Here is an 18,711-nt window from a genome sequence, read left to right on the forward strand (position 1 = left end):
GGTCAGGCGGACGTCAAAGGTGTGTCGGGTACCTGGCGCGACCTCACCGAATCCGTCAACGTCATGGCCGGCAACCTGACCAGCCAGGTGCGTTCCATCGCGCAGGTCGCGACGGCGGTCGCGCGGGGTGACCTCTCCCAGAAGATCCGCGTCGACGCCCGGGGCGAGATTCTGGAGTTGAAGGAGACCATCAACACGATGGTCGATCAGCTTTCGGGTTTCGCGGACGAGGTGACGCGGGTGGCCCGGGAGGTCGGCACCGACGGTCGTCTCGGTGGTCAGGCGGACGTCAAAGGTGTGTCGGGTACCTGGCGCGACCTCACCGAATCCGTCAACGTCATGGCCGGCAACCTCACCGACCAGGTGCGTTCCATCGCGCAGGTGACGACGGCGGTCGCGCGGGGTGACCTCTCCCAGAAGATCCGCGTCGACGCCCGGGGCGAGATTCTGGAGCTGAAGGAGACCATCAACACGATGGTCGATCAGCTTTCGGGTTTCGCGGACGAGGTGACCCGGGTGGCCCGGGAGGTCGGCACCCAGGGCAATCTCGGCGGCCAGGCCAACGTCCGCGGTGTGTCGGGGACCTGGAAGGACCTGACCGACAACGTGAACGTGATGGCCTCGAACCTGACCGCCCAGGTGCGCTCCATCGCCCAGGTGGCCACCGGCGTCGCCCGGGGTGATCTCTCGCAGAAGATCGCGGTGGAGGCGAAGGGTGAGGTCGCGGCGCTCGCCTCCACCATCAACACCATGGTCGACACCCTCGGCGCCTTCGCGGACGAGGTCACCCGGGTCGCCCGCGAGGTCGGCACCGACGGCCGCCTCGGCGGCCAGGCGAGCGTCAAGGGTGTCTCCGGCACCTGGAAGGACCTGACCGACAACGTCAACTTCATGGCGAACAACCTCACCAGCCAGGTCCGCAACATCGCCCAGGTCACCACGGCCGTCGCCCGCGGTGACCTGACCAGGAAGATCGACGTCGACGCCCGCGGCGAGATCCTCGAACTGAAAACGACCATCAATACGATGGTGGACCAGCTCTCCTCGTTCGCGGCCGAGGTCACCCGGGTCGCCCGCGAGGTCGGCACGGACGGCATCCTCGGCGGCCAGGCGGAGGTCGAGGGACTCTCCGGCACCTGGAAGCGCCTGACCGAGAACGTCAACGAGCTCGCCGGGAACCTCACCCGCCAGGTCCGGGCCATCGCCGCCGTCACCAGCGCGGTCGCCACCGGCGACCTGACCAGGTCGATCACGGTCGACGCGCAGGGCGAGGTCGCCGAGCTCAAGGACAACATCAACGCGATGGTCCGCTCCCTGCGCGAGACCACCCGCGCCAACCACGAACAGGACTGGCTGAAGACCAGCCTCGCCCACATCGCCGGGCTCATGCAGGGCCACCGCGAGCTGGAGACCGTCGCGCAGCTGGTCATCGACGAGCTGACCCCGATGCTCGACGCGCAGCACGGCACCTTCTTCCTCGCCGACGCCGGTGTGGACGCCCCGGCGCTCACCCTCATCGCGAGCTACGGGTACCGGCCCACCCCCGACATACCGCGCAGGTTCGAGTTCGGCCAGTCGCTCGTCGGGCAGGCGGCGCGGACGAAACGGTCCATCGTGGCCCGCACCCCCGCCGACTACCTGAAGATCGCCTCCAGCCTCGGCGAGGCGACCCCGGTGACGCTGATCGTGCTGCCGATCCTGTTCGAGGACCAGGTGCTCGGCGTCGTCGAGCTCGCCTCCTTCACCCCGTTCACCCAGGTCCACCTCGACCTGCTGAACCAGCTGACGGAGACGATCGGCGTCAACGTCAACACGATCATCGCGAACTCGCGGACGGACGCGCTGCTCGAGGAGTCCCAGCGGCTCGCGGGCGAGCTGCAGGCCCGGTCCGAGGAGCTGCAGTCCCGCCAGGAGGACCTCCAGCTCTCCAACGCGGAGCTGGAGGAGAAGGCCACCCTGCTGGCCAGGCAGAACCACGACATCGAGGTCAAGAACGCCGAGATCGAACAGGCCCGCCAGGAGCTGGAGGAACGCGCCCGGCAGCTGGCGCTCGCCTCCAAGTACAAGTCCGAGTTCCTGGCGAACATGTCGCACGAGCTGCGCACACCACTGAACAGCCTGCTGATTCTCGCCCGCCTGCTGGCGCAGAACCCGAGCCGCAACCTCACTGCCAAGCAGGTGGAGTACGCCCACGTCATCCACACCGCCGGCTCGGATCTCCTTCAGCTGATCAACGACATTCTCGACCTCTCCAAGGTCGAGGCCGGGAAGATGGACATCCACCTGGAACGGGTCGTTCTGCGTGATCTCGCCGAGGACATGAAGAGCACCTTCTCGCCGATCACCGCGGAGAAGGGCCTGCGGTTCACCGTGGACCTCGCCCCCGGCATACCGGCCGATCTCCTCACCGATCAGCACCGCCTCGCGCAGGTGCTGCGCAACCTGCTCTCCAACGCGGTGAAGTTCACCGAGCGCGGCAGCGTCGAACTCGCCATCGTCACCACCCCGGGCGGGGACCTGTCACCGGCCACCCCCGGCGTCACCTTCAAGGTCACCGATACCGGCGTCGGTGTCGCCGAGGAGAACCTCGAACGCATCTTCGGGGCGTTCCAGCAGGGCGACGGCACCACCAGCCGCCGCTACGGCGGCACCGGCCTCGGCCTGTCCATCTGCCGTGAGGTCGCCGCCCTCCTCGGCGGCGAGATCGAGGCCCGCAGCGAGTTCGGCAGGGGCAGCACCTTCAGCCTGCGGCTGCCGCTGGCTCCCCCGCCGCCGACTGAGCCCGAGATGGTTCCTCGGCCCCGCCGCACGCAGGCCCTGAGCGACACCGGGCGTTCGTCAGGCGACCCGCGCCCCGTCGGCGCGCCGTCCGCCCTCGCCGCCCCCGCGCCGCCCGCCGTCGTGCCCGGCCCGCCGAGCGCCATGCCCGGGGACGACCGGCGTCCGCCGCGGCAGGCGGCCTACAACAACGACCAGCTGACCGGGCGCACGGTGCTGGTGGTGGACGACGACGTGCGCAACGTCTTCGCCATCACCAGCATCCTCGAGCTCTACGGGCTGAACGTGATCCACGCCGAGAACGGTCGCCGGGGCATCGAGATGCTGCAGTCCGATCCGAGCATCGACCTGGTCCTGATGGACGTCATGATGCCCGAGATGGACGGCTACACGACCATGACCGCGATCCGCACCATGCCGCGGATCGCGGATCTGCCGATCATCGCCGTCACCGCGAAGGCCATGCCCGACGACCGGCAGAAGTGCCTCGACGCCGGCGCGACCGACTACATCACCAAGCCCGTCGACGTCGACGAGCTCCTCGCCTGCATCCGAACGAGGCTGGTCACCGGTTCGGGCGTCGGCGGGCGGCGGGCGGGAGGGCTGGGCGCCGGGTGAAGTGGTCGATCCCGCGGCTCGGTTGACCGACTATAGGAGATTAATGATCAAGCGGATATTACTGGTCACCCGGACGTGCGCACCGGACGATTTCGTGCCCGCCTGGCGCGCCGCCATGGGTGCCGCCGCGGCCGCGCCGCCGGACGTCCGGCCCTCCCGGGTGACCGCGGGAATCGTGCTGGACGAGGTCACGCCCGAACCGCGTCATGACGCCGTCGGCCAGGAGTGGTTCGACGACGAGGAGCATCTGAAGCGGTTCGAGTTATGGCTGGCGTCACCGGAGGGCGCAGTGGCCGACGAACTGCTCGGCCGCGCGGTCGAACGGGATGCCAGCGGCATTGTGGTGGCCCGCGAGCACGTGATGCGCGGTGAGGAATGGCTTTCACGGCGGCGGCGGGACGGCGGTGAGAGCCTGAAGCACATGGCTCTCGCGACGCGCGCGGCGGGCCTCACCCAGGCGGAATTCTTCGACCGTTGGCGGAATCGCGCGGGCCTGGTCGGGGCGGTGCCGATTCCCCCGGTGGCCCGCGGGCAGGCATATATGCAGAACCATCCGTTGCCGCGGGACGTGGGCGACTGGCCGTACGACGCCGTGAACGAGGTCTATTTCGACAATCTCGACGACCTGCGCGCGCGGATCGCGTGGTTCGCGGAGAACCTTGCCGGGAACGAGGACGACCTGGTCCGGGAGTCCTGGTTCGTCGCGGTCCGCGAGGAGGTCCTGTGGCCCGATCCCGCCGCGTAGCCCGGCCCTCGGCCCGCCCGCTCCCACCGCTGCTCGGCAACGGCCGGTGAGCCGGTGACGACCACCGGCCCGGCGGTGGGTCTGATGCTTCCCACGGTGGCGAACCCGGACACGGGCGCGGTCGACACCGCGCGGGTGGTCGAGGCGGCCCGGCGGGCGGAGGCGGCCGGTTTCGACGGCGTCTACATCGGCGATCACCTGCTGCACCCGCATCCGATGCTGGAGTCGGTCGTCACCCTTTCCGTCGTGGCGGCGCGGACCGAGCGGGTTTCGTTCGGGCCGTGCGTGATGCTCATGGGCCTGCGGAATCCCGTGGCCCTGGCGAAACAGCTCGGAACACTGGCGGCGTTCGCTCCGGGCCGCCTGCGCGTCGGAGTCGGCGTAGGGGGCGAATACCCCGGCGAGTTCGAGGTGGCGGGTGTCGCGCTGCCGGAGCGCGGACGTCGCATGGAGTCGGTTCTCGGCCAGGTGCAGTCGCTGCTGAGATCGGGCACGCGGCGTCCGGACGTGACAATCGCGCCGGGCGCGCCGGACGTCCCATTCCTCCTCGCGGGCTGGAAAGAGGTGTCGCTGCGCCGGGCGGCGACGTACGGAGACGGCTGGATCGGTTATCTCCTCGCCCCCGACAGTTTCGCGCGGCGCCGGGCCTTTCTGCTCGAGCATCGGGAGAAGCTGGGGCGGGTCGAGATCCCTTTCACGACTGGAATGCTCGTCCCGGTACACGTGGATCCGTCAGGTGGTGCCGCGGTGAGCGCCGCGGCCGCGTGGGCGAAGATCACCGACTCCGAGGCCGGGTTCCCGGCGCGGCTGTTCGCCGCCGGCAGGCCGGGCGAGGTTGTCGAGCAGCTGCACCGCTACTGGGCGGCCGGCTGCACTGAGCTCGTCCTGGCACCGGCCGATCAGGGCGAGGGCTACCTCGAGCAGGTGAGCATGCTGGCTGGGGAGGTACTTCCACAGGTGAAGGCCTTCTCCTAGGACGCCCTGAGACATCGCAGGGAGCGGCGGCCGCTCAGGTGCTCAGGCGCCGGTAGCGGGCGAGGCGGCGGACCCCGTCCGCGGCGGGGCGACCGGGGCACGGCTGGAGGGCCGCCTCGAGACGGGCGCGGACGGCGGCCTGGTCGAGACGCATGCCGATCGCGACCAGACCGCTGGCATCGTCCGCCGCGGGACTGACAGCGCCGGGCCTGACAGCGCCGGGCCTGGTCGCGACGTTGATCTCCCGTCCGACGACGTTGACCACATAGCCGCGCGGTCCCCGCGCCGTCTCCACGGTCACGGTGCCCTTGAGCCGGTAGACGTTCGCGGGGGGATCCTCGAGCAGGTCGACCAGCGGGCCGGGATCGATCGGACCGGCGGCGGGAACGGTCACCGCGTCGACCCGCGGGTGCGGGTCGTGACCGTCTTCGTGGTCGTGCCGGGCCAGGGCCGCGAGCGGGAGTTCGTCGACCGGGTCGTACGGGTTCGCGGCGTCGAACACGAGCACCGGGTCGACGCGGCCGTGCGTCGTGTCGATGACGTGGGCGTGCGGGTTGCTCTCGCGCACCCGGCCGGTGATCCGCGCCAACGTCTCGGCACGCCGCGCCGGCGGGATCCGGTCGGTCTTGTTGATGACGACGAGCGAGGCGGACGCGAACCGGGCCGGCGGCAGCCCGCCCGTGTCGACGGTGTCGAAGTAGGCGGGGGCGTCGATCACGTCGACGAGACCGCCGGGGCGCACGCGGTCCACACCGCTGAACCGGATGAGCCTGGCCAGCGCCGGCGGGTCGGCGACGCCGCTGGCCTCCACGATCACCGCGTCCAGTCGCAGCCGGGGATGGCTCAGCTTCTCCAGCGCCTGGTCCAGGCCGTCCGTGTCCGGCAGGCAGCACAGGCAGCCGCCCGCGATCGAGGCCGGCTGGTCCACCTGACCGGAGACCAGCGCGGCGTCCACGTTGATCGCCCCGAAGTCGTTGACCACGACCCCAAGGCGTGCGCCAGGGGCCTGGAGCAGGTGGTTGAGCACCGTTGTCTTGCCGGCACCCAGGTATCCGGTCAGCGCGATCACGGGCACCCGCACGACCATTCCCACCCGCCTCCTCCCGCGCCGCGGCCAGCCATCCGTATCGACTGGTCCCACGGATTTCCGGACTCAGGCTACGAGGACCGTCCACCCGGGCTGCCAGCGACGGCCGTCGGCGGTCAGAAGGGCGTGAGCCACAGGGTGGCGGACGTCGGCGCGGTGTCCTGGATGTAGGAGGCGAAGCCGGCGACGTCGTCGAAGGCGAATCCGTACGCTCGGCCGTCCGCGCTGTGCTCGTGCAGGACCCGGGCGTAGTGGTTGGTCGTCGGGTCGCGGTAGAAGCCCGCGGGGTCGGTCGCCGGCTGGGCCGGCTGGGTGAGCAGCGTCGAACGGTTGAAGCCGGCTCCCAGCACGGCGGCCACCGGCCCGGTGACGCCGTCGTTCGGCGCCGCGAGCGCGCCGTCGCAGAACAGGACGTCGCGGGTGCTCGGCCGGACGAACGGCGCGACCCCGCCGTCGAAGCGCAGCAGGCCGCCGCTCACCGTGCCGACCCGGGTGCCCGTTCCGACGTCCACCGTGAGCTGGCGCGACGTGTACTGGTTCCACACCGCGTCGATGTAGCCGTCGAAGTAGGTGGTGGGGAAGATGCCGGCCTCCAGCCCGTGGCCCGGCGCGATCACCCGGACGCCCTGCCGGTCAGCGTCGTCGACGACCAGCGGGGCGAACACCGGGTGTGCCCGCATCGCGTCGAAGACGGCGGCCCGGCCGCCCGCCGCCAGCCGTCCGGTCGTCTGGTCGGCGCTGCCGCGCAGCCCGATGGCCATCGGCACGCTGAACATGTCGACCGCCGTGGTGTTGCAGAACATGCCGGCGTCGTTGTGGGTGAACTCGACGAAGTCGTGCACCACGCCGAAGCTGGGGTCGGCGCGCACCCAGCCGGCCGGGTGCTGGAGCGCCGCGTTGCCCGCGCCGTCGACCACGACCTTGAAGCGCAGCTTCGAACCGGTCGACACGTAGATCCGTCCGGACATCCCGTTCGGGACGACGAACTGCGTGTCGCCGTCCGCTACCAGGGGGATGGAGAGGTCGGCGAAACCGTCCGGTCCGTTGTCCGCGAGTGAGACCTGGGCGAGGCCGCCGTCCCGGCGGGCGTACACCTGGCGGCCGGTGATCAGGTCGGTGCCGACGACGTAGAGCCAGATCTGGTTGTTGGCGTACCGGTAGGTGTGGTTGACCACGGTCAGCGGCAGGCCCGCCCCGGCGGCGAGCGCGGCGCGCTCCCGGCTGCCGGCGGCGGCCCACGCGGCGCCTCCGGCGGTACCCGCGACGGCGGCGGACGCCCCCAGCAGGAACGTGCGGCGGTTCGGCATGGCGATCCCCTTCACTGCGCGGCTTCTCACTGGGCGGCTTCTCACTGGGCGGCGCTGAAGGCGCGGGTGAACTCGAACGGCTGTGCCTCGATGCCGCCGCAGGTCGGCTGCGCGTACGGCACCGGCCCGCCGGGGCAGGGCTGGTCGCGGGTCAGCGACCACATCGACAGCCAGGCGAGGTCGACCTCGGACGCGAACCGCACCAGCTGCCGCGCGTCGGCCAGGGTGAACACCTCGCTGGCGACGTCGTTCACACCGATCATCGGGGTGACGGCCACCCGCCCCCACGCCTGCGCGTCGGACAGCTCGAACACGCCCTTGACCTGGACCTGGGTCGCGGTGGCGGCGTCGATGGCGTACTGGCCCATCCGGCCCGCCGGCTTCGGCGCGGCGCCGTCGCCGTAGTCCATCGCCATGATGTTGACGGCGTTCACCGTCACGCCGTTCTCCCGGGCGTTGGCCAGCAGGTCCACGCCGGCCTGGGTCAGGCCGGACGGCAGCACCGGCAGCGTGAACGAGACCTCCAGCGGCCGGCCCCCGGCCGCGGCCTCCCGCTGAAGCTGGGCGATCGCCTGGGCGCGCCGGGTGTTCGCGGCGGCGTCCGGCAACGTGCCGCCCTCGACGTCGAAGTCGAGGCGGGTCACCCCGTAGACGTCGACCACCTTGCGGTACGCGGCCGCCAGGTCGCCCGCGCTGCCGCAGGCACTGGCGAGCTCGGTACCGGACGCCCCGCCGAACGACACCCGGACGTCGCCGCCCAGCTCACGGAACCGGCCGATCTGGCCGGGCACGCCGTCCATGGTGAGGTCGCTGACCCCGCCCCACTTCGGCGTACAGCCGCCTCCACCGGCCACGACGAAGGCCAGCGTGACATCACGCAGGCCGGCGGTCCGCGCCGCCGCGACCAGGTCGAACGGCGGGTACAGCGAGGTGTCGACGTACGGCGCGAACCCGCCCGGGCCGCCGGAGCCACCGGAGCCGTTCGACGGCGGTGCCGATGGGGACGGCGGTGCCGATGGGGACGGCGGTGCCGGCGGCGCGGTGGTCGAAGCGGGTGGCGTGGCCGGTTCGGTCGGCGACGCGTTCGGCGGCGGGGACGACGGTGCGGCCGGCCCGGTGGCCGAGGGTTCGGGCTCCGGGGCCGAGTCGCCGTTGCCGGAGCCGGGCGTGCAGTCCTCGCCGTTGATCCGACATCCGAGGGGGTCGGTGGCGCCGCCCGGAGCGGCGATGACGAAGCCGACGTCGACCGACTCCCGTGGCGCGAGTGTGGTCTGCCAGGCCGGCGGGGTGACGGTCACGTGCCGGCCGTCCACCTGGTAGGCGGCGTTCCACAGCGAGGTGAGGGTCGCGCCGTCCGGCAGGTCGAACTCGAGGGTGAAGCCGTCCGGCGAGTCCGCGGAGTTGGTGACCTGATACTGGGCGGAGTAGCCGGTGCCCCAGTCGCTGGTGCGGCTGTACGCGGCGTCGAGGCCGGCGGCGTCCGCGGTGCCGGGCACCACCACGGCCAGGCCGACCGCACCGCCAAGGGTGAGCAGGGCCGCGGTACCCGAAATGATCTGACGACGACGGCGTCGGTGCCGACCTCGCAAAGGCGACATGGCGTACATACCTCCCGCAATGGCGAATTGCGGCAGGACGCTAGTTGCGGGCGCGCCGCCGACCGGCCCTGCTGAGGCAGCGCAGAAACGCTCTTAAGACCCGCTTAGGGATGCACCCCGGCTGCGGGCCCGGAAGCCACGGCGGTGGCGCATGCGGCGTCCACGGCCGTCCGGCGGGCGGGTGGACGACGTGCGCAGGCGCATCCGCACCTCGGCGCCACCGAGCTGGGACCGGCCGATCGTCAGCTCACCGCCGGTCGACTCGGCCACCCGCCGGGCGATGTCCAGCCCCAGCCCGGTCGAGCCCGCGCCCCCGGCCCCGCCGCCCCGGCGCAGCGCCGCCGCGGGGTCGACGACCCCCGGGCCGGCGTCGAGCACGCGCACCCAGACGGCGTGGTCGGTCAGCCGCAGCTCGACCGCGAACGCCACACCCTCGGCGGTGTGCCGGAACACGTTGCCGAGCAACGCGTCCAGCGCGGTCGCCAGCTCGGCGCGCGCCACCGGCACCGGCGCCGGCCGATCGACGCCGGACACCGCCCACCCGCGCCCCTGGTCCTCGGCCAGCGCGGACCAGAAGTCGGCGCGGTCGCGCACGACGTCGGCCGCGTCGCAGCGCCGCGCCGCCACCTGCTCGTCACCGAGCGCCCGGGCGGCGCGGATGACGTAGTCGACCTCGTGCTCGAGCTGCGCCACCGCGTGCCGGGTCGCCTCCGCCGCCGCGATGGCAGCGGCGTCGCCGTCACCGCTACCGCCACTGCCGCCGCCGAGGGCGGCCGTGTTGAGCCGCAGCACGGTCAGCGGGGTGCGCAGCCGGTGGGAGAGGTCGGCGGCCCGTTCCCGCTCGGCCGCGAGCAGCTGGCGCACCCGGTCCGCCATCGCGTTGAAGGCGGCGGCCGCCTCGTGCAGCTCGGCGGGAGCCGCCCGGTCGGACGTCGGTGCGCGGGCGGTCAGGTCACCCGAGCCCAGTTCCCGGGCGGCGCCGGCGAGCCCGCGCGCCGACCGCACGATGCGGGTGCCCAGCCGGTCCGCGACCAGCACCGAGGCCAGCACCAGCGCCGCGGCGACACCCCCGAGGACCAGGCACGCCCTCGCCACGCCCCGGCCGAGCTCGGCCTCGGGCACGAACACCTCGATCACCGCGATCCGCGCGTCGGCGACCGCGACCGGCCGCAGCAGAACGGACCCGCCCGGCACCGCCACCACCGAGGAACTACCGGCACTCGCCACCGCGGCCAGCTCCGCCGCCCCGGCCCGCGACCGCCCGACGGCAACCAGCGCCGGCGGACGTCCTGGAGCCGGCGCCGTCGCCTGTGCCGCTGACGGCGCTTCGCCGGGCGGCGGCGCCTGGGCGGGTGCCGGCACGTGCACCGCGACCAGTCCTTCCGCCCCGCCGCGCGTGCTGGCGAGGGCCCGGCCCAGCGCCGCCTGGTCAGTGGTGATCGCCAGGGCCGGCCCGAGCTCGGCGGCCTGGCGCTCGGCATCGGTGAACGCCCGGTCGTGCGCCGTCCGCTGGACCGTCAGCACCAGCGGGACGAGGAACGCCAGCGCCACCATCGTGGTCACCGCGATCGACACCTTGGCGAGCGCCCACCTCATCGTGCTCTCACGGCCGAGGCGCCTCGAGCTTGACCCCGACGCCACGCACCGTGTGCAGGTACTTCGGCCGGGCGGCGGTCTCCCCGAGCTTGCGGCGCAGCCACGACAGATGGACGTCGATCGTCTGGTCGCCGCCGTACGCCTGCTGCCACACGGCGGCCAGCAGCTCCCGGCGCGGCACCACGTCGCCGGGGCGGGCGGCCAGGTAGGCCAGCAGGTCGAACTCGCGCCGGGTGAGGTCGAGATCCCGCCCGTCCAGCACCGCCGTGCGCTGCCGGGGGTCGACCACCAGCTCACCCACCCGGAACGCCGGTACCCGGCCGGTGACGGCGGCCGGACTCGTGCGGCGCAGCACGGCGGTGACACGCGCGTCGAGATGCTCCGGCGAGAACGGTTTCACCAGGTAGTCGTCGGCACCGCTGTGCAGCAGCCGGACCATCGCCGGCTCGTCACCGCGCGCCGTCGCGACCACCACCGGGACGTCGCTGACGCCGCGCAGCATCCGCAGTGCGGCCGCGCCGTCCAGATCGGGCAGGCCCAGGTCGAGCACGACGAGGTCGCAGCCGACCTGCGTCACCTCGCGCAGCGCGTCGAGCGCCGCGCCGACGCTGCGCACCGCGTGCCCGGCGCTGGACAGGTGCCGCACCAGCGCGGCACGCACGTACGGGTCGTCCTCGACAACCAGGATCGTCGCCACGCCCGGCTACCCGGTCGCCTGCGGAGTCATCGGTGTGGCTCCTCTCGGGCGGCGGCGGTACGACGTGTCGGTAACTGACGACGTGTCGGTACCTGACGATGCGTCGATACCTGAACAGGGCGAATGTGGCAATATCGCACCGCTATGGCTTGGACTCTGCTCCGCCTGGCCGCCTGGGTGGTCGCGACCGCGCTGGCCGTCACCCTGTCCTGGTTCGCCGTCAACGGGGTACTCGCGGGCGACACCTTCGCCACGCCGTCGTCAGCCGTCGCCATCGACCCGCCGGACGTCCCGCCGCTCCCGTCGGTCAACCCGCCCCCGGGGCTGTCGCCGTCCGCGACGGTGGCGCCGTCCGGGACGGCGGTGCCTGCTGGGACGGCGGTGCCGTCGGCGACGTCCACCCTGTCGTCGACCGCGCTGCCCAGCGCATCCGCCCCGCCGACGTCGCGACCGCGGGCAACGGCCCTCCCGGCCGCAGCGCCGCCGCCTACCGGCCCCGTGACCGCGCCGCCGCCCGTGGCCCCCGCACCCGCCGGCACCGCCACAGCCACAGCCACCGCGCAGAGCTACCAGCTTGACGGCGGACGAGTGGTGATCGAGACCACCGACGTCTCGGCCCGCCTGGTGTCCGCGACGCCGGACGTCGGCTGGAAGGTGCAGGCGTGGCAGGCCGAGGGGTGGCTGCGGGTCGACTTCAGTCGCGACGGCAGGACGTCCTCGTGCTTCGTCACCTGGAACGGACATCCACCCAGCGTCCAGATCACCTGAACCCCGGCCTGGCCCGCGGCACCCGGCGCCCCGGGCCAGGCCGGGCGGATGATCAGCCGACGGTCGGCACGGTGCCGCCGTCGACGGTGTGCTCGGCGCCGGTGATGGCGGCCGCACGGTCGGACACGAGGAAGGCAACGAGTTCGGCGACCTCGGTGGGCTGCGCGGGGCGGCCGAGTGGGATGCCGCCGAGGGAATCCATGACCTGCTCCAGCGCCTGCCCGCGGGAGATGGCCTGGCTCGCTGCGATGCGATCGATCAGACCGTCGGCGCCGGCGGTCTGGATGAAGCCGGGGGACACGACGTTCACCCGAACGCCACGCGGACCGACCTCGTTGGCCAGGCCCTTGCTGTAGGTGGTGAGCGCGGCCTTGGCCGCCGCGTAGCCGAGGGTCGCCTCGTACAGCGGCATTCGCCGTTGGATGGACGACACGTGCACCACCGTCCCGCCGCCGGCATCGATCATCGCCGGCAGCAGGGCACGATCCAGCCGGACGGCGGCGAGCAGGTTGAGACGCAGCTCGTGGTCCCAGTGCTGGTCGGTGAGAGCGGCGAAACCCCCGGGTGGGGCCTGTGATCCGCCGAGGGTGTGCACGACGATGTCCAGCGTGCCGAACCGGTTCCGCACCTGGTCGACGACGGCGGCGACGCCCTCGGCGGTGGTGAGGTCGGCGGGGATGAACAGGTCCGGCCCGGCCTGGCCGGGCGGGCGGGTGCGGGCGGTGGCCAGCACGATCGCGCCGGCCTCGCGGAGCCGGTCGGCGATGGCGGCGCCGGTGCCCTTGCTGGCTCCGGTGACCAGCGCGCGGCGACCGTCGAGCCGGTCACTGATGGTCATGGCGGCCCACCCTGATCTGATCTGCTCCGATCTGATTCGTCATGCGGCCACCGTCGAGCCTCCCGCCGGGAGAGGGTCAAACCACGCGCGGCGGCCGGACGGCCGTCCGGCCGCCGCTTGGCCCGCTCTCCGGCGAAGGTGCACAGTGCGGGGATGCGGCCAGGACTGACCATCGGCGAGTTCGCGCAGCTGACACACCTGAGCGTGCGGACGCTGCGCCGCTACCACGACAGCGGCCTGCTGGAGCCCTCGTCGGTCGACCCGCACAGCGGATACCGGTACTACACCGCCGAGCAGATCCCGTCCGCCCAGGTGATCCACCGGCTGCGGGAGCTGGACATGCCGCTGGCCGACGTCGCCCGGATCCTCGCCAACGAGGACCCGGGCGCGCGGGCCGAGCTGGTCGCCGGACATCTCCAGCGGCTGGAGGCCGAGCTCGACCGCACCCGGGCCGCCGTCGCCTCGCTGCGCCAGCTGCTGCGGCCGGACGTCGCGGAGCTGGAGATACGGCTGCGTTCCGTCCCGGCCCGGACCGTAGCCGCGATCAGCGGCACCGTCGACCACGACGATGTCCTGGCGTGGTACGCCGAGGCGATGACCGAGCTCGACGCGGCCCTGGCGGGGCACGATCGGCTCGGCCCGCCAGGCGGCTGCTTCGACAACGAGCTGTTCACCGCCGGCCGTGGCACGGTTCTGGTCTACCGGCCGTCCGCCGACCCACCGACGCGGGGCCGCGTCACCCCGCGGACCCTGCCGGCCGTCGAGCTGGCCACCGCCGTCCACCACGGCGCCCACGACGACATCGACGTCACCTACGGTCGGCTGGGCGCCTGGGTGGTCGACCACGCCCTCGCCGTCGACGGCCCCGTCCACGAGACCTACCTGACCGGCCCGCGCGACGATCCCGCGCCGCGGTCCTGGCGCACCGAGATCGGCTGGCCCATCTTCCGCCTCGTGCCATCCTGACCACGGCGGGACGGCGTGCCCGCGGCCCGGGCCGGTCAGATCCCGGTCTGCCCAGACGCCGTCGCCGCTGGTGGGCGTCACGATCAGTCGGTGCGTGGACAGGCACCTGCCTTGCGGGGCACCTGGGTTCCCGTGAAGCCCTGGCGGTTAATGAAACTGTTTGCGTCTCGCGTCGAAGCTGACGCCGAGGACATCGCGTTCCTCTACCGCACGCTCGGCTATACCACCGTCGATGAAGGCCTCGACCTCGTCCAGTCGGTGAACCGTGGCCCAGGTCGGGCCGCACGGGGCGCGATGCGGGGGGCGGGGCTTACAAGGTCGCGATCTGGCCCAGGCCGACGAACGGCAGCGCGACATACCCGTCCGCGGGAATTCCCTGGTCGTGGACGTATTGTTCGAGTGCGTCGAGGTCTACGAACGGTGCCATCACCCCCGCGCCGGGTACCACCAGCGCCCACACCTCCGACGGGATGATCGAACCCCGGATGTTCACCAGCCGTGCCAGCCCGGCCTCGATAGCCGCCGTCATCACACTCGGGCTCACCGTCGCCCCCCGTTCCCGTTGTCGCGCTCGGGCCCCCGTTGTCGTGTTCCGGCCCTCGTCGTCTCTACGGTCATGGTGTGTCGGATCCCCCTGGACTAGTTAGCCCGTAGGGTTCCCCCCGAACGCGGGGAGGCGCGGGATCGCTTTCAGTCCAGGCAGAACTCGTTGCCCTCGGGGTCGGTCATCACGATGTGGCCGGCGCCCATTGGGGGAGTGGGTTCGTGGCGGCTTACCCGCTTGGCGCCGAGCGCGACGAGCCGGTCGCACTCGGCCTCCAGCGCCGCCATCCGCTCGTCGCCCTGTAGCCCGGGAGCCGCCCGGACGTCGAGGTGGACGCGGTTCTTGGCGACCTTGTCCTCCGGCACCTGCTGGAAGAACAGCCGTGGGCCGGGTCCGTCCGGGTCCTCGATGGCCGATCTCGTGTTGCGCTGCTCGGGCGGGACGCCGGCCCGCGCGAGGAAGTCGTCCCAGGCGGCCAGCGGGTCGGCGCCCTCGGGCAGGTCGACTCCGGGCGGGCCGGGGTGGACGTAGCCCAGCGCGTCGCGCCAGAAGGACGACAGCGCCCGCGGGTCGTGGGCGTCGAAGGTGACCTGGATGTGGCGACTCATCGGGTTGCTCCTCTGCTGGCGGGTGGGTGACGACACGGCCTTCCGCCGCCGACATCGTCCCGCACACGGCTGTGATCGCCCCCGCACACACCCCGGCGCTCGGCGGGCTGCCCGGCCCGTCGGTCGGCCCGGTGGCTTGGGTCGCTGACCAGCGGGCAGCCCGATGGCATGGGAGACGTGACCAGCGAACCGGACCCGCGTCTACTCGGTACCTACCTGAATGACCATTTGGCCGGTGCCGGCGCGGGGGTCGATCTAGCGTCCCGGATCGCGCGGGTGCACCAGGGCACTCCCTCCGGCCCCGCGCTCGCGCACGTGGCCGCTGAGATAGCGCGGGATCGGACGGCGCTGCTGCAGATCATGAAGGATCTGGGAGTGCCGCGGCGGCGCACCAAGGCGTTGCTCGGTCGGCTCGCGGAGAAGGTGGGCCGGCTCAAGCTGAACAACCGGCTGCTGCGGCGGTCGCCGATGAGCTCCGTGGTCGAGCTCGAGACGCTGTGGCTCGGCGTGAACGGCAAGTCGCGGCTGTGGCGCTCGTTGCGGGCTGTCGCGGCGGGTGACAACGGGCTCAGCCCGCAACTCCTCGATCACCTGCTCGACCGGGCCCGGCAGCAGGCTGACGATCTCGAGGACCTCCGGATGCAGGCGGTCGAAGAGGCGTTCGGCGTACTCTCCCACCGCATGTGATCGTTCTACCGTGTATGGCCCGTCCCACCACTCGTCCCCGGCTGGTCTCCCGCTTCCCCAGCGGATTGGCGGACTGTCCGCGGAATCTCGCGGCGGGAGGCCTGTAATATTTTTGGTCTATATTTCCCGAACCTGGGTAGAAACTCGTCATGAATGTTGTTCCGTCCGCAGGCCCGGGACCGCCCGACCCGGACTCTCCCCCCGTCGGTGACTCGCCGTTGCTCGCCGATCAGCACGTCGTGAGGTCGACCCGCACAAGTCGAACCTGGACGGCGCTGATTCTGTTCGTCATAGTCCTGATTCTCCTGCTGGTGTTCATCCTGCAGAACGGCCAGAGAGTCAAGGTGTCGTACCTGGGCGCTGACGGGAGCATGCCCCTCGCGGTCGCGATGCTGTTCGCCGCGGCCGGCGGGGCGTTGCTGGTCGCGATCCCCGGTGTGGGTCGCATGGTCCAACTGCGCCGGGTGGCACGCCGTCACCGAAAGGCCGAGAACATCCCGCCGCCACCGTGACCGACGACGAGCGAGAGTTCGGCACGCGGGCCGCCTGGTCGCGGAAGGTGACGCGCGGGTGTAGCGTTCGGGCGAGCGAGCGGGCGCGCCGGCACCGGTGTGAGGCATCGGTCTGAAAACCGCACCGAGCAAGCTCTCTTCTTGTTCCGTGCTCCCGGCGAGGTCAGCGTCACGCCCGAAAATCGGCAATCGGGAGAAAGCAGTGTGACCGTCGGAAGAATCCTGTTGGATGCCGCGGCGTCGTTGACCACGCCACTGCTGCCCGATGATTACCTCGGACTGATTGATCCGCTCTGGTCGCGGCGCGGGTTGCGGGGGCGGGTCGAGGCTGTCCGGCGGGAGGCCGCCGGCGTCGCCACGCTGGTGATCCGTCCCGGCGCGGGCTGGAACGAGCATCGCGCGGGTCAGTACGTCCGGATCGGCGTGAATGTCGACGGCGTGTGGCACTGGCGCCCCTACTCGGTGTCCTCGGCCCCGGGGGATCCCGACGGTGTCATCTCGATCACGGTCAAGGCCCTCCCGGACGGGAAGCTGTCCGGTCGTCTCGTGGAACGGGTCCCGCCCGGCGCGATTGTGCGCCTGGAGAAACCACGGGGGTGTTTCGTGCTGCCGCAGGTGCTTCCGCCGCGGCTGCTGTTCGTGACCGCTGGCAGCGGCATCACGCCGGTGATGTCGATGCTGCGCGGCCTTGCGCGGGGTGGCGAGATGCCGGACGCGGTCGTCGTGCACTCGGCGCCGACGCGGGACGATGTCATCTTCGGCACCGAGCTACGAGAGCTTGCGGCCCGGTTCCCCACCCTTCGGCTTCACGAGCACCACACCAGGGTGCCCGGCGGGCCCGCCCGGCGTCTCACCATGGCGGCGCTGCCCGCGATCTGCCCGGACTGGGCGGAACGGCCGGCCTGGGTCTGCGGACCTCCAGGGATGCTCGCGGACGCCGAGGCCTGGTGGCGTCGGGCGGGGATCGCGGACCACCTGAGGGTGGAGCGGTTCCGTCTCGCCGGAGCGCCCGGTGGCGGGACCGGAGGGCGGGTCCGGTTCGCCAGGAGTGGCCGGCAGGCTCAGGCTGGCGGCGACACATCGCTGCTGGCGGTGGGTGAGAACGCCGGCGTTCTCATGCCGAGCGGCTGTCGCATGGGTATCTGCCACAGCTGTCTGGCCCAGCTCACCTCGGGCCGGGTGCGGGACCTGCGCACCGGGCGGGAGCACGGTGCGCAGGGCGAACTCGTCCAGACCTGCGTGTCGGGCGCGGCCGGCGACGTCGAGATCGACCTTTGAAGGGGTGGGCAATGGCCAGGCGGACGGCACTCACCGCGGCCGAGACCGACGAGTTCGGCCGCGCGCTCGACCAGCTCCGGGAGGAGGTTCTCGCCGGCCGAGGGGAAGACGATGCCCGGTACATCCGCAGGGTGATCGCCGTCCAGCGGGGCCTGGAGATGGGTGGGCGGGTGGTTCTGTTCGCCTCTCTGCTGCCACCGGCGTGGCTGGCGGGCACGACGATGCTCGCGACCGCCAAGATCCTGGAGAACATGGAGATCGGGCACAATGTTCTGCACGGCCAGTGGGACTGGATGTGCGATCCCGAGATCCACTCGACCACCTGGGAATGGGACTCGGCGTCACCCGCCGCGCAGTGGAGACACTCGCACAACTACGTGCACCACACCTACACGAACATCCTCGGCAAGGACCGGGACATCGGATACAGCCTGCTGCGCGTCCAGTCGGAGCAGCGCTGGCACCCCGCGTACCTCGCCCAGCCGCTCTATAATCTCGCGCTCGCGGCGGTCTTCGAATGGGGGATCGCCCTGTACGACACCGAGATCGAACAGGCCTGGCGGGGGGAGAAAAGCTGGGGCCAGACGTGGGCGCAGCTCCAGGTGTCGCTGCGCAAGGCCGGGCGGCAGGCGGTCAAGGATTACGTGGCATTCCCGCTGCTGGCCGGCCCGGCGTTCCTGCCCGTCCTGTTCGCCAACCTCACCGCGAACGTCACCCGCAACGTCTGGGCACACACAATCATCTTCTGCGGTCACTTCCCGGAGGGAGCGGAGGTCTTCACCGAGGAACAGGTCGAGGGGGAGACCCGCGGTGGGTGGTATGTGCGGCAGGTGCTGGGCTCAGCCAACATCGACGGTCCGGCACTCCTGCACCTGATGAGTGGGAACCTGAGTTTCCAGATCGAGCACCACCTGTTCCCCGATCTACCCAGCAACCGGTACGCACAGCTCGCCCCGCAGGTACGCGCCCTCTGCGAACGCTTCGGCCTCCCGTACACCACCGGAGGACTGCTGCGACAGACGGCCAACGTGTGGAAGCGCGTCATCCGGCTCTCGCTCCCCGGACCCGTCTGAACAACCGGCTGCTGCGGCGGTCGCCGGTGAGCTCCG

Annotated in this window: 17 protein-coding genes; 9 read left to right on the top strand and 8 right to left on the bottom strand. The window is 71.7% G+C overall.

Features of this window, described 5'->3' with window-relative positions; translation table 11 throughout:
- The 3 genes from MXD62_RS01685 to MXD62_RS01695 all read left to right on the top strand — a co-directional run.
- Positions 1-3,396, top strand: a 3,396-nt coding sequence (locus tag MXD62_RS01685) for a HAMP domain-containing protein (RefSeq protein ID WP_248827665.1), incomplete at its 5' end; no start/stop codon positions are given.
- 22 nt (positions 3,397-3,418) lie between these two features.
- Entirely contained in the window at positions 3,419-4,141 is a 723-nt protein-coding gene (locus MXD62_RS01690; protein ID WP_248827666.1) for an EthD domain-containing protein, read from the top strand.
- Positions 4,142-4,195: 54 nt separating this feature from the next.
- Positions 4,196-5,116 (top strand): LLM class flavin-dependent oxidoreductase, encoded by a 921-nt coding sequence (locus tag MXD62_RS01695; protein ID WP_248827667.1) that lies wholly within the window; start codon positions 4,196-4,198, stop codon positions 5,114-5,116.
- A gap of 34 nt (positions 5,117-5,150) precedes the next feature.
- Here the strand turns inward: MXD62_RS01695 and MXD62_RS01700 are convergent, their stop codons facing one another.
- From MXD62_RS01700 to MXD62_RS01720, 5 genes are all read right to left on the bottom strand, one after another.
- Positions 5,151-6,203: a GTP-binding protein gene (locus MXD62_RS01700; RefSeq protein ID WP_248827757.1), complete on the bottom strand. Its 1,053-nt coding sequence runs from the start codon at positions 6,201-6,203 to the stop codon at positions 5,151-5,153.
- Positions 6,204-6,319: 116 nt separating this feature from the next.
- On the bottom strand, positions 6,320-7,510 hold the full coding sequence (locus tag MXD62_RS01705) for a glycoside hydrolase family 64 protein (RefSeq protein WP_248827668.1): 1,191 nt from the start codon (positions 7,508-7,510) through the stop codon (positions 6,320-6,322).
- A 41-nt stretch (positions 7,511-7,551) separates the two neighbouring features.
- Positions 7,552-9,108 carry a cellulose binding domain-containing protein gene (locus tag MXD62_RS01710; RefSeq protein ID WP_248827669.1) on the bottom strand — a complete coding sequence of 519 codons (1,557 nt, stop codon included), beginning with the start codon at positions 9,106-9,108 and terminating at the stop codon, positions 7,552-7,554.
- 93 nt (positions 9,109-9,201) lie between these two features.
- Positions 9,202-10,704: an ATP-binding protein gene (locus MXD62_RS01715; protein ID WP_248827670.1), complete on the bottom strand. Its 1,503-nt coding sequence runs from the start codon at positions 10,702-10,704 to the stop codon at positions 9,202-9,204.
- Between the two features lie 7 nt (positions 10,705-10,711).
- On the bottom strand, positions 10,712-11,401 hold the full coding sequence (locus MXD62_RS01720) for a response regulator transcription factor (RefSeq protein WP_248827671.1): 690 nt from the start codon (positions 11,399-11,401) through the stop codon (positions 10,712-10,714).
- Between the two features lie 144 nt (positions 11,402-11,545).
- Between MXD62_RS01720 and MXD62_RS01725 the strand changes: the two genes are divergently transcribed.
- Positions 11,546-12,169 (top strand): hypothetical protein, encoded by a 624-nt coding sequence (locus MXD62_RS01725; RefSeq protein ID WP_248827672.1) that lies wholly within the window; start codon positions 11,546-11,548, stop codon positions 12,167-12,169.
- 52 nt (positions 12,170-12,221) lie between these two features.
- Here MXD62_RS01725 and MXD62_RS01730 read toward each other — a convergent pair whose 3' ends face one another.
- A complete protein-coding gene (locus MXD62_RS01730; protein WP_248827673.1) occupies positions 12,222-13,007 on the bottom strand; it encodes an SDR family oxidoreductase in 786 nt (261 codons plus the stop codon).
- A 153-nt stretch (positions 13,008-13,160) separates the two neighbouring features.
- Here MXD62_RS01730 and MXD62_RS01735 point away from each other — a divergent pair, with 153 nt between their 5' ends.
- The gene (locus MXD62_RS01735) at positions 13,161-13,973 is read left to right on the top strand and encodes a MerR family transcriptional regulator (RefSeq protein WP_248827674.1); all 813 of its coding nucleotides are present in this window, start codon (positions 13,161-13,163) and stop codon (positions 13,971-13,973) included.
- 310 nt (positions 13,974-14,283) lie between these two features.
- On the opposite strand, the gene MXD62_RS01740 is transcribed toward MXD62_RS01735, so the two are convergent.
- Both MXD62_RS01740 and MXD62_RS01745 read right to left on the bottom strand, forming a co-directional pair.
- A complete protein-coding gene (locus MXD62_RS01740) occupies positions 14,284-14,502 on the bottom strand; it encodes a hypothetical protein (protein ID WP_020464378.1) in 219 nt (72 codons plus the stop codon).
- Positions 14,503-14,663: 161 nt separating this feature from the next.
- Positions 14,664-15,125 (bottom strand): VOC family protein, encoded by a 462-nt coding sequence (locus MXD62_RS01745; protein WP_248827675.1) that lies wholly within the window; start codon positions 15,123-15,125, stop codon positions 14,664-14,666.
- A gap of 168 nt (positions 15,126-15,293) precedes the next feature.
- Here MXD62_RS01745 and MXD62_RS01750 point away from each other — a divergent pair, with 168 nt between their 5' ends.
- From MXD62_RS01750 to MXD62_RS01765, 4 genes are all read left to right on the top strand, one after another.
- Positions 15,294-15,812 (top strand): hypothetical protein, encoded by a 519-nt coding sequence (locus MXD62_RS01750; RefSeq protein WP_248827676.1) that lies wholly within the window; start codon positions 15,294-15,296, stop codon positions 15,810-15,812.
- A 149-nt stretch (positions 15,813-15,961) separates the two neighbouring features.
- Positions 15,962-16,324: a lipopolysaccharide assembly protein LapA domain-containing protein gene (locus tag MXD62_RS01755; protein ID WP_248827677.1), complete on the top strand. Its 363-nt coding sequence runs from the start codon at positions 15,962-15,964 to the stop codon at positions 16,322-16,324.
- A 204-nt stretch (positions 16,325-16,528) separates the two neighbouring features.
- Positions 16,529-17,602 (top strand): ferredoxin reductase, encoded by a 1,074-nt coding sequence (locus MXD62_RS01760; protein WP_248827678.1) that lies wholly within the window; start codon positions 16,529-16,531, stop codon positions 17,600-17,602.
- Between the two features lie 11 nt (positions 17,603-17,613).
- On the top strand, positions 17,614-18,675 hold the full coding sequence (locus MXD62_RS01765; protein WP_248827679.1) for an acyl-CoA desaturase: 1,062 nt from the start codon (positions 17,614-17,616) through the stop codon (positions 18,673-18,675).
- Positions 18,676-18,711: the final 36 nt, after the last annotated feature.

This window comes from Frankia sp. Mgl5, assembly GCF_023242985.1.
Lineage (GTDB): Bacteria > Actinomycetota > Actinomycetes > Frankiales > Frankiaceae > Parafrankia > Parafrankia soli.

Excerpts from the sequence above, each read along its gene's own strand:
- MXD62_RS01750 (WP_248827676.1), top strand. The coding sequence starts at position 15,294 with ATGGGAGACGTGACCAGCGAACCGGACCCGCGTCTACTCGGTACCTAC.
- MXD62_RS01755 (WP_248827677.1), top strand. The coding sequence starts at position 15,962 with ATGAATGTTGTTCCGTCCGCAGGCCCGGGACCGCCCGACCCGGACTCT.
- MXD62_RS01705 (WP_248827668.1), bottom strand. The coding sequence starts at position 7,510 with ATGCCGAACCGCCGCACGTTCCTGCTGGGGGCGTCCGCCGCCGTCGCG.
- MXD62_RS01715 (WP_248827670.1), bottom strand. The coding sequence starts at position 10,704 with ATGAGGTGGGCGCTCGCCAAGGTGTCGATCGCGGTGACCACGATGGTG.
- MXD62_RS01745 (WP_248827675.1), bottom strand. The coding sequence starts at position 15,125 with ATGAGTCGCCACATCCAGGTCACCTTCGACGCCCACGACCCGCGGGCG.
- MXD62_RS01700 (WP_248827757.1), bottom strand. The coding sequence starts at position 6,203 with ATGGTCGTGCGGGTGCCCGTGATCGCGCTGACCGGATACCTGGGTGCC.
- MXD62_RS01730 (WP_248827673.1), bottom strand. The coding sequence starts at position 13,007 with ATGACCATCAGTGACCGGCTCGACGGTCGCCGCGCGCTGGTCACCGGA.
- MXD62_RS01710 (WP_248827669.1), bottom strand. The coding sequence starts at position 9,108 with ATGTCGCCTTTGCGAGGTCGGCACCGACGCCGTCGTCGTCAGATCATT.
- MXD62_RS01765 (WP_248827679.1), top strand. The coding sequence starts at position 17,614 with ATGGCCAGGCGGACGGCACTCACCGCGGCCGAGACCGACGAGTTCGGC.
- MXD62_RS01735 (WP_248827674.1), top strand. The coding sequence starts at position 13,161 with ATGCGGCCAGGACTGACCATCGGCGAGTTCGCGCAGCTGACACACCTG.
- MXD62_RS01725 (WP_248827672.1), top strand. The coding sequence starts at position 11,546 with ATGGCTTGGACTCTGCTCCGCCTGGCCGCCTGGGTGGTCGCGACCGCG.
- MXD62_RS01740 (WP_020464378.1), bottom strand. The coding sequence starts at position 14,502 with ATGACGGCGGCTATCGAGGCCGGGCTGGCACGGCTGGTGAACATCCGG.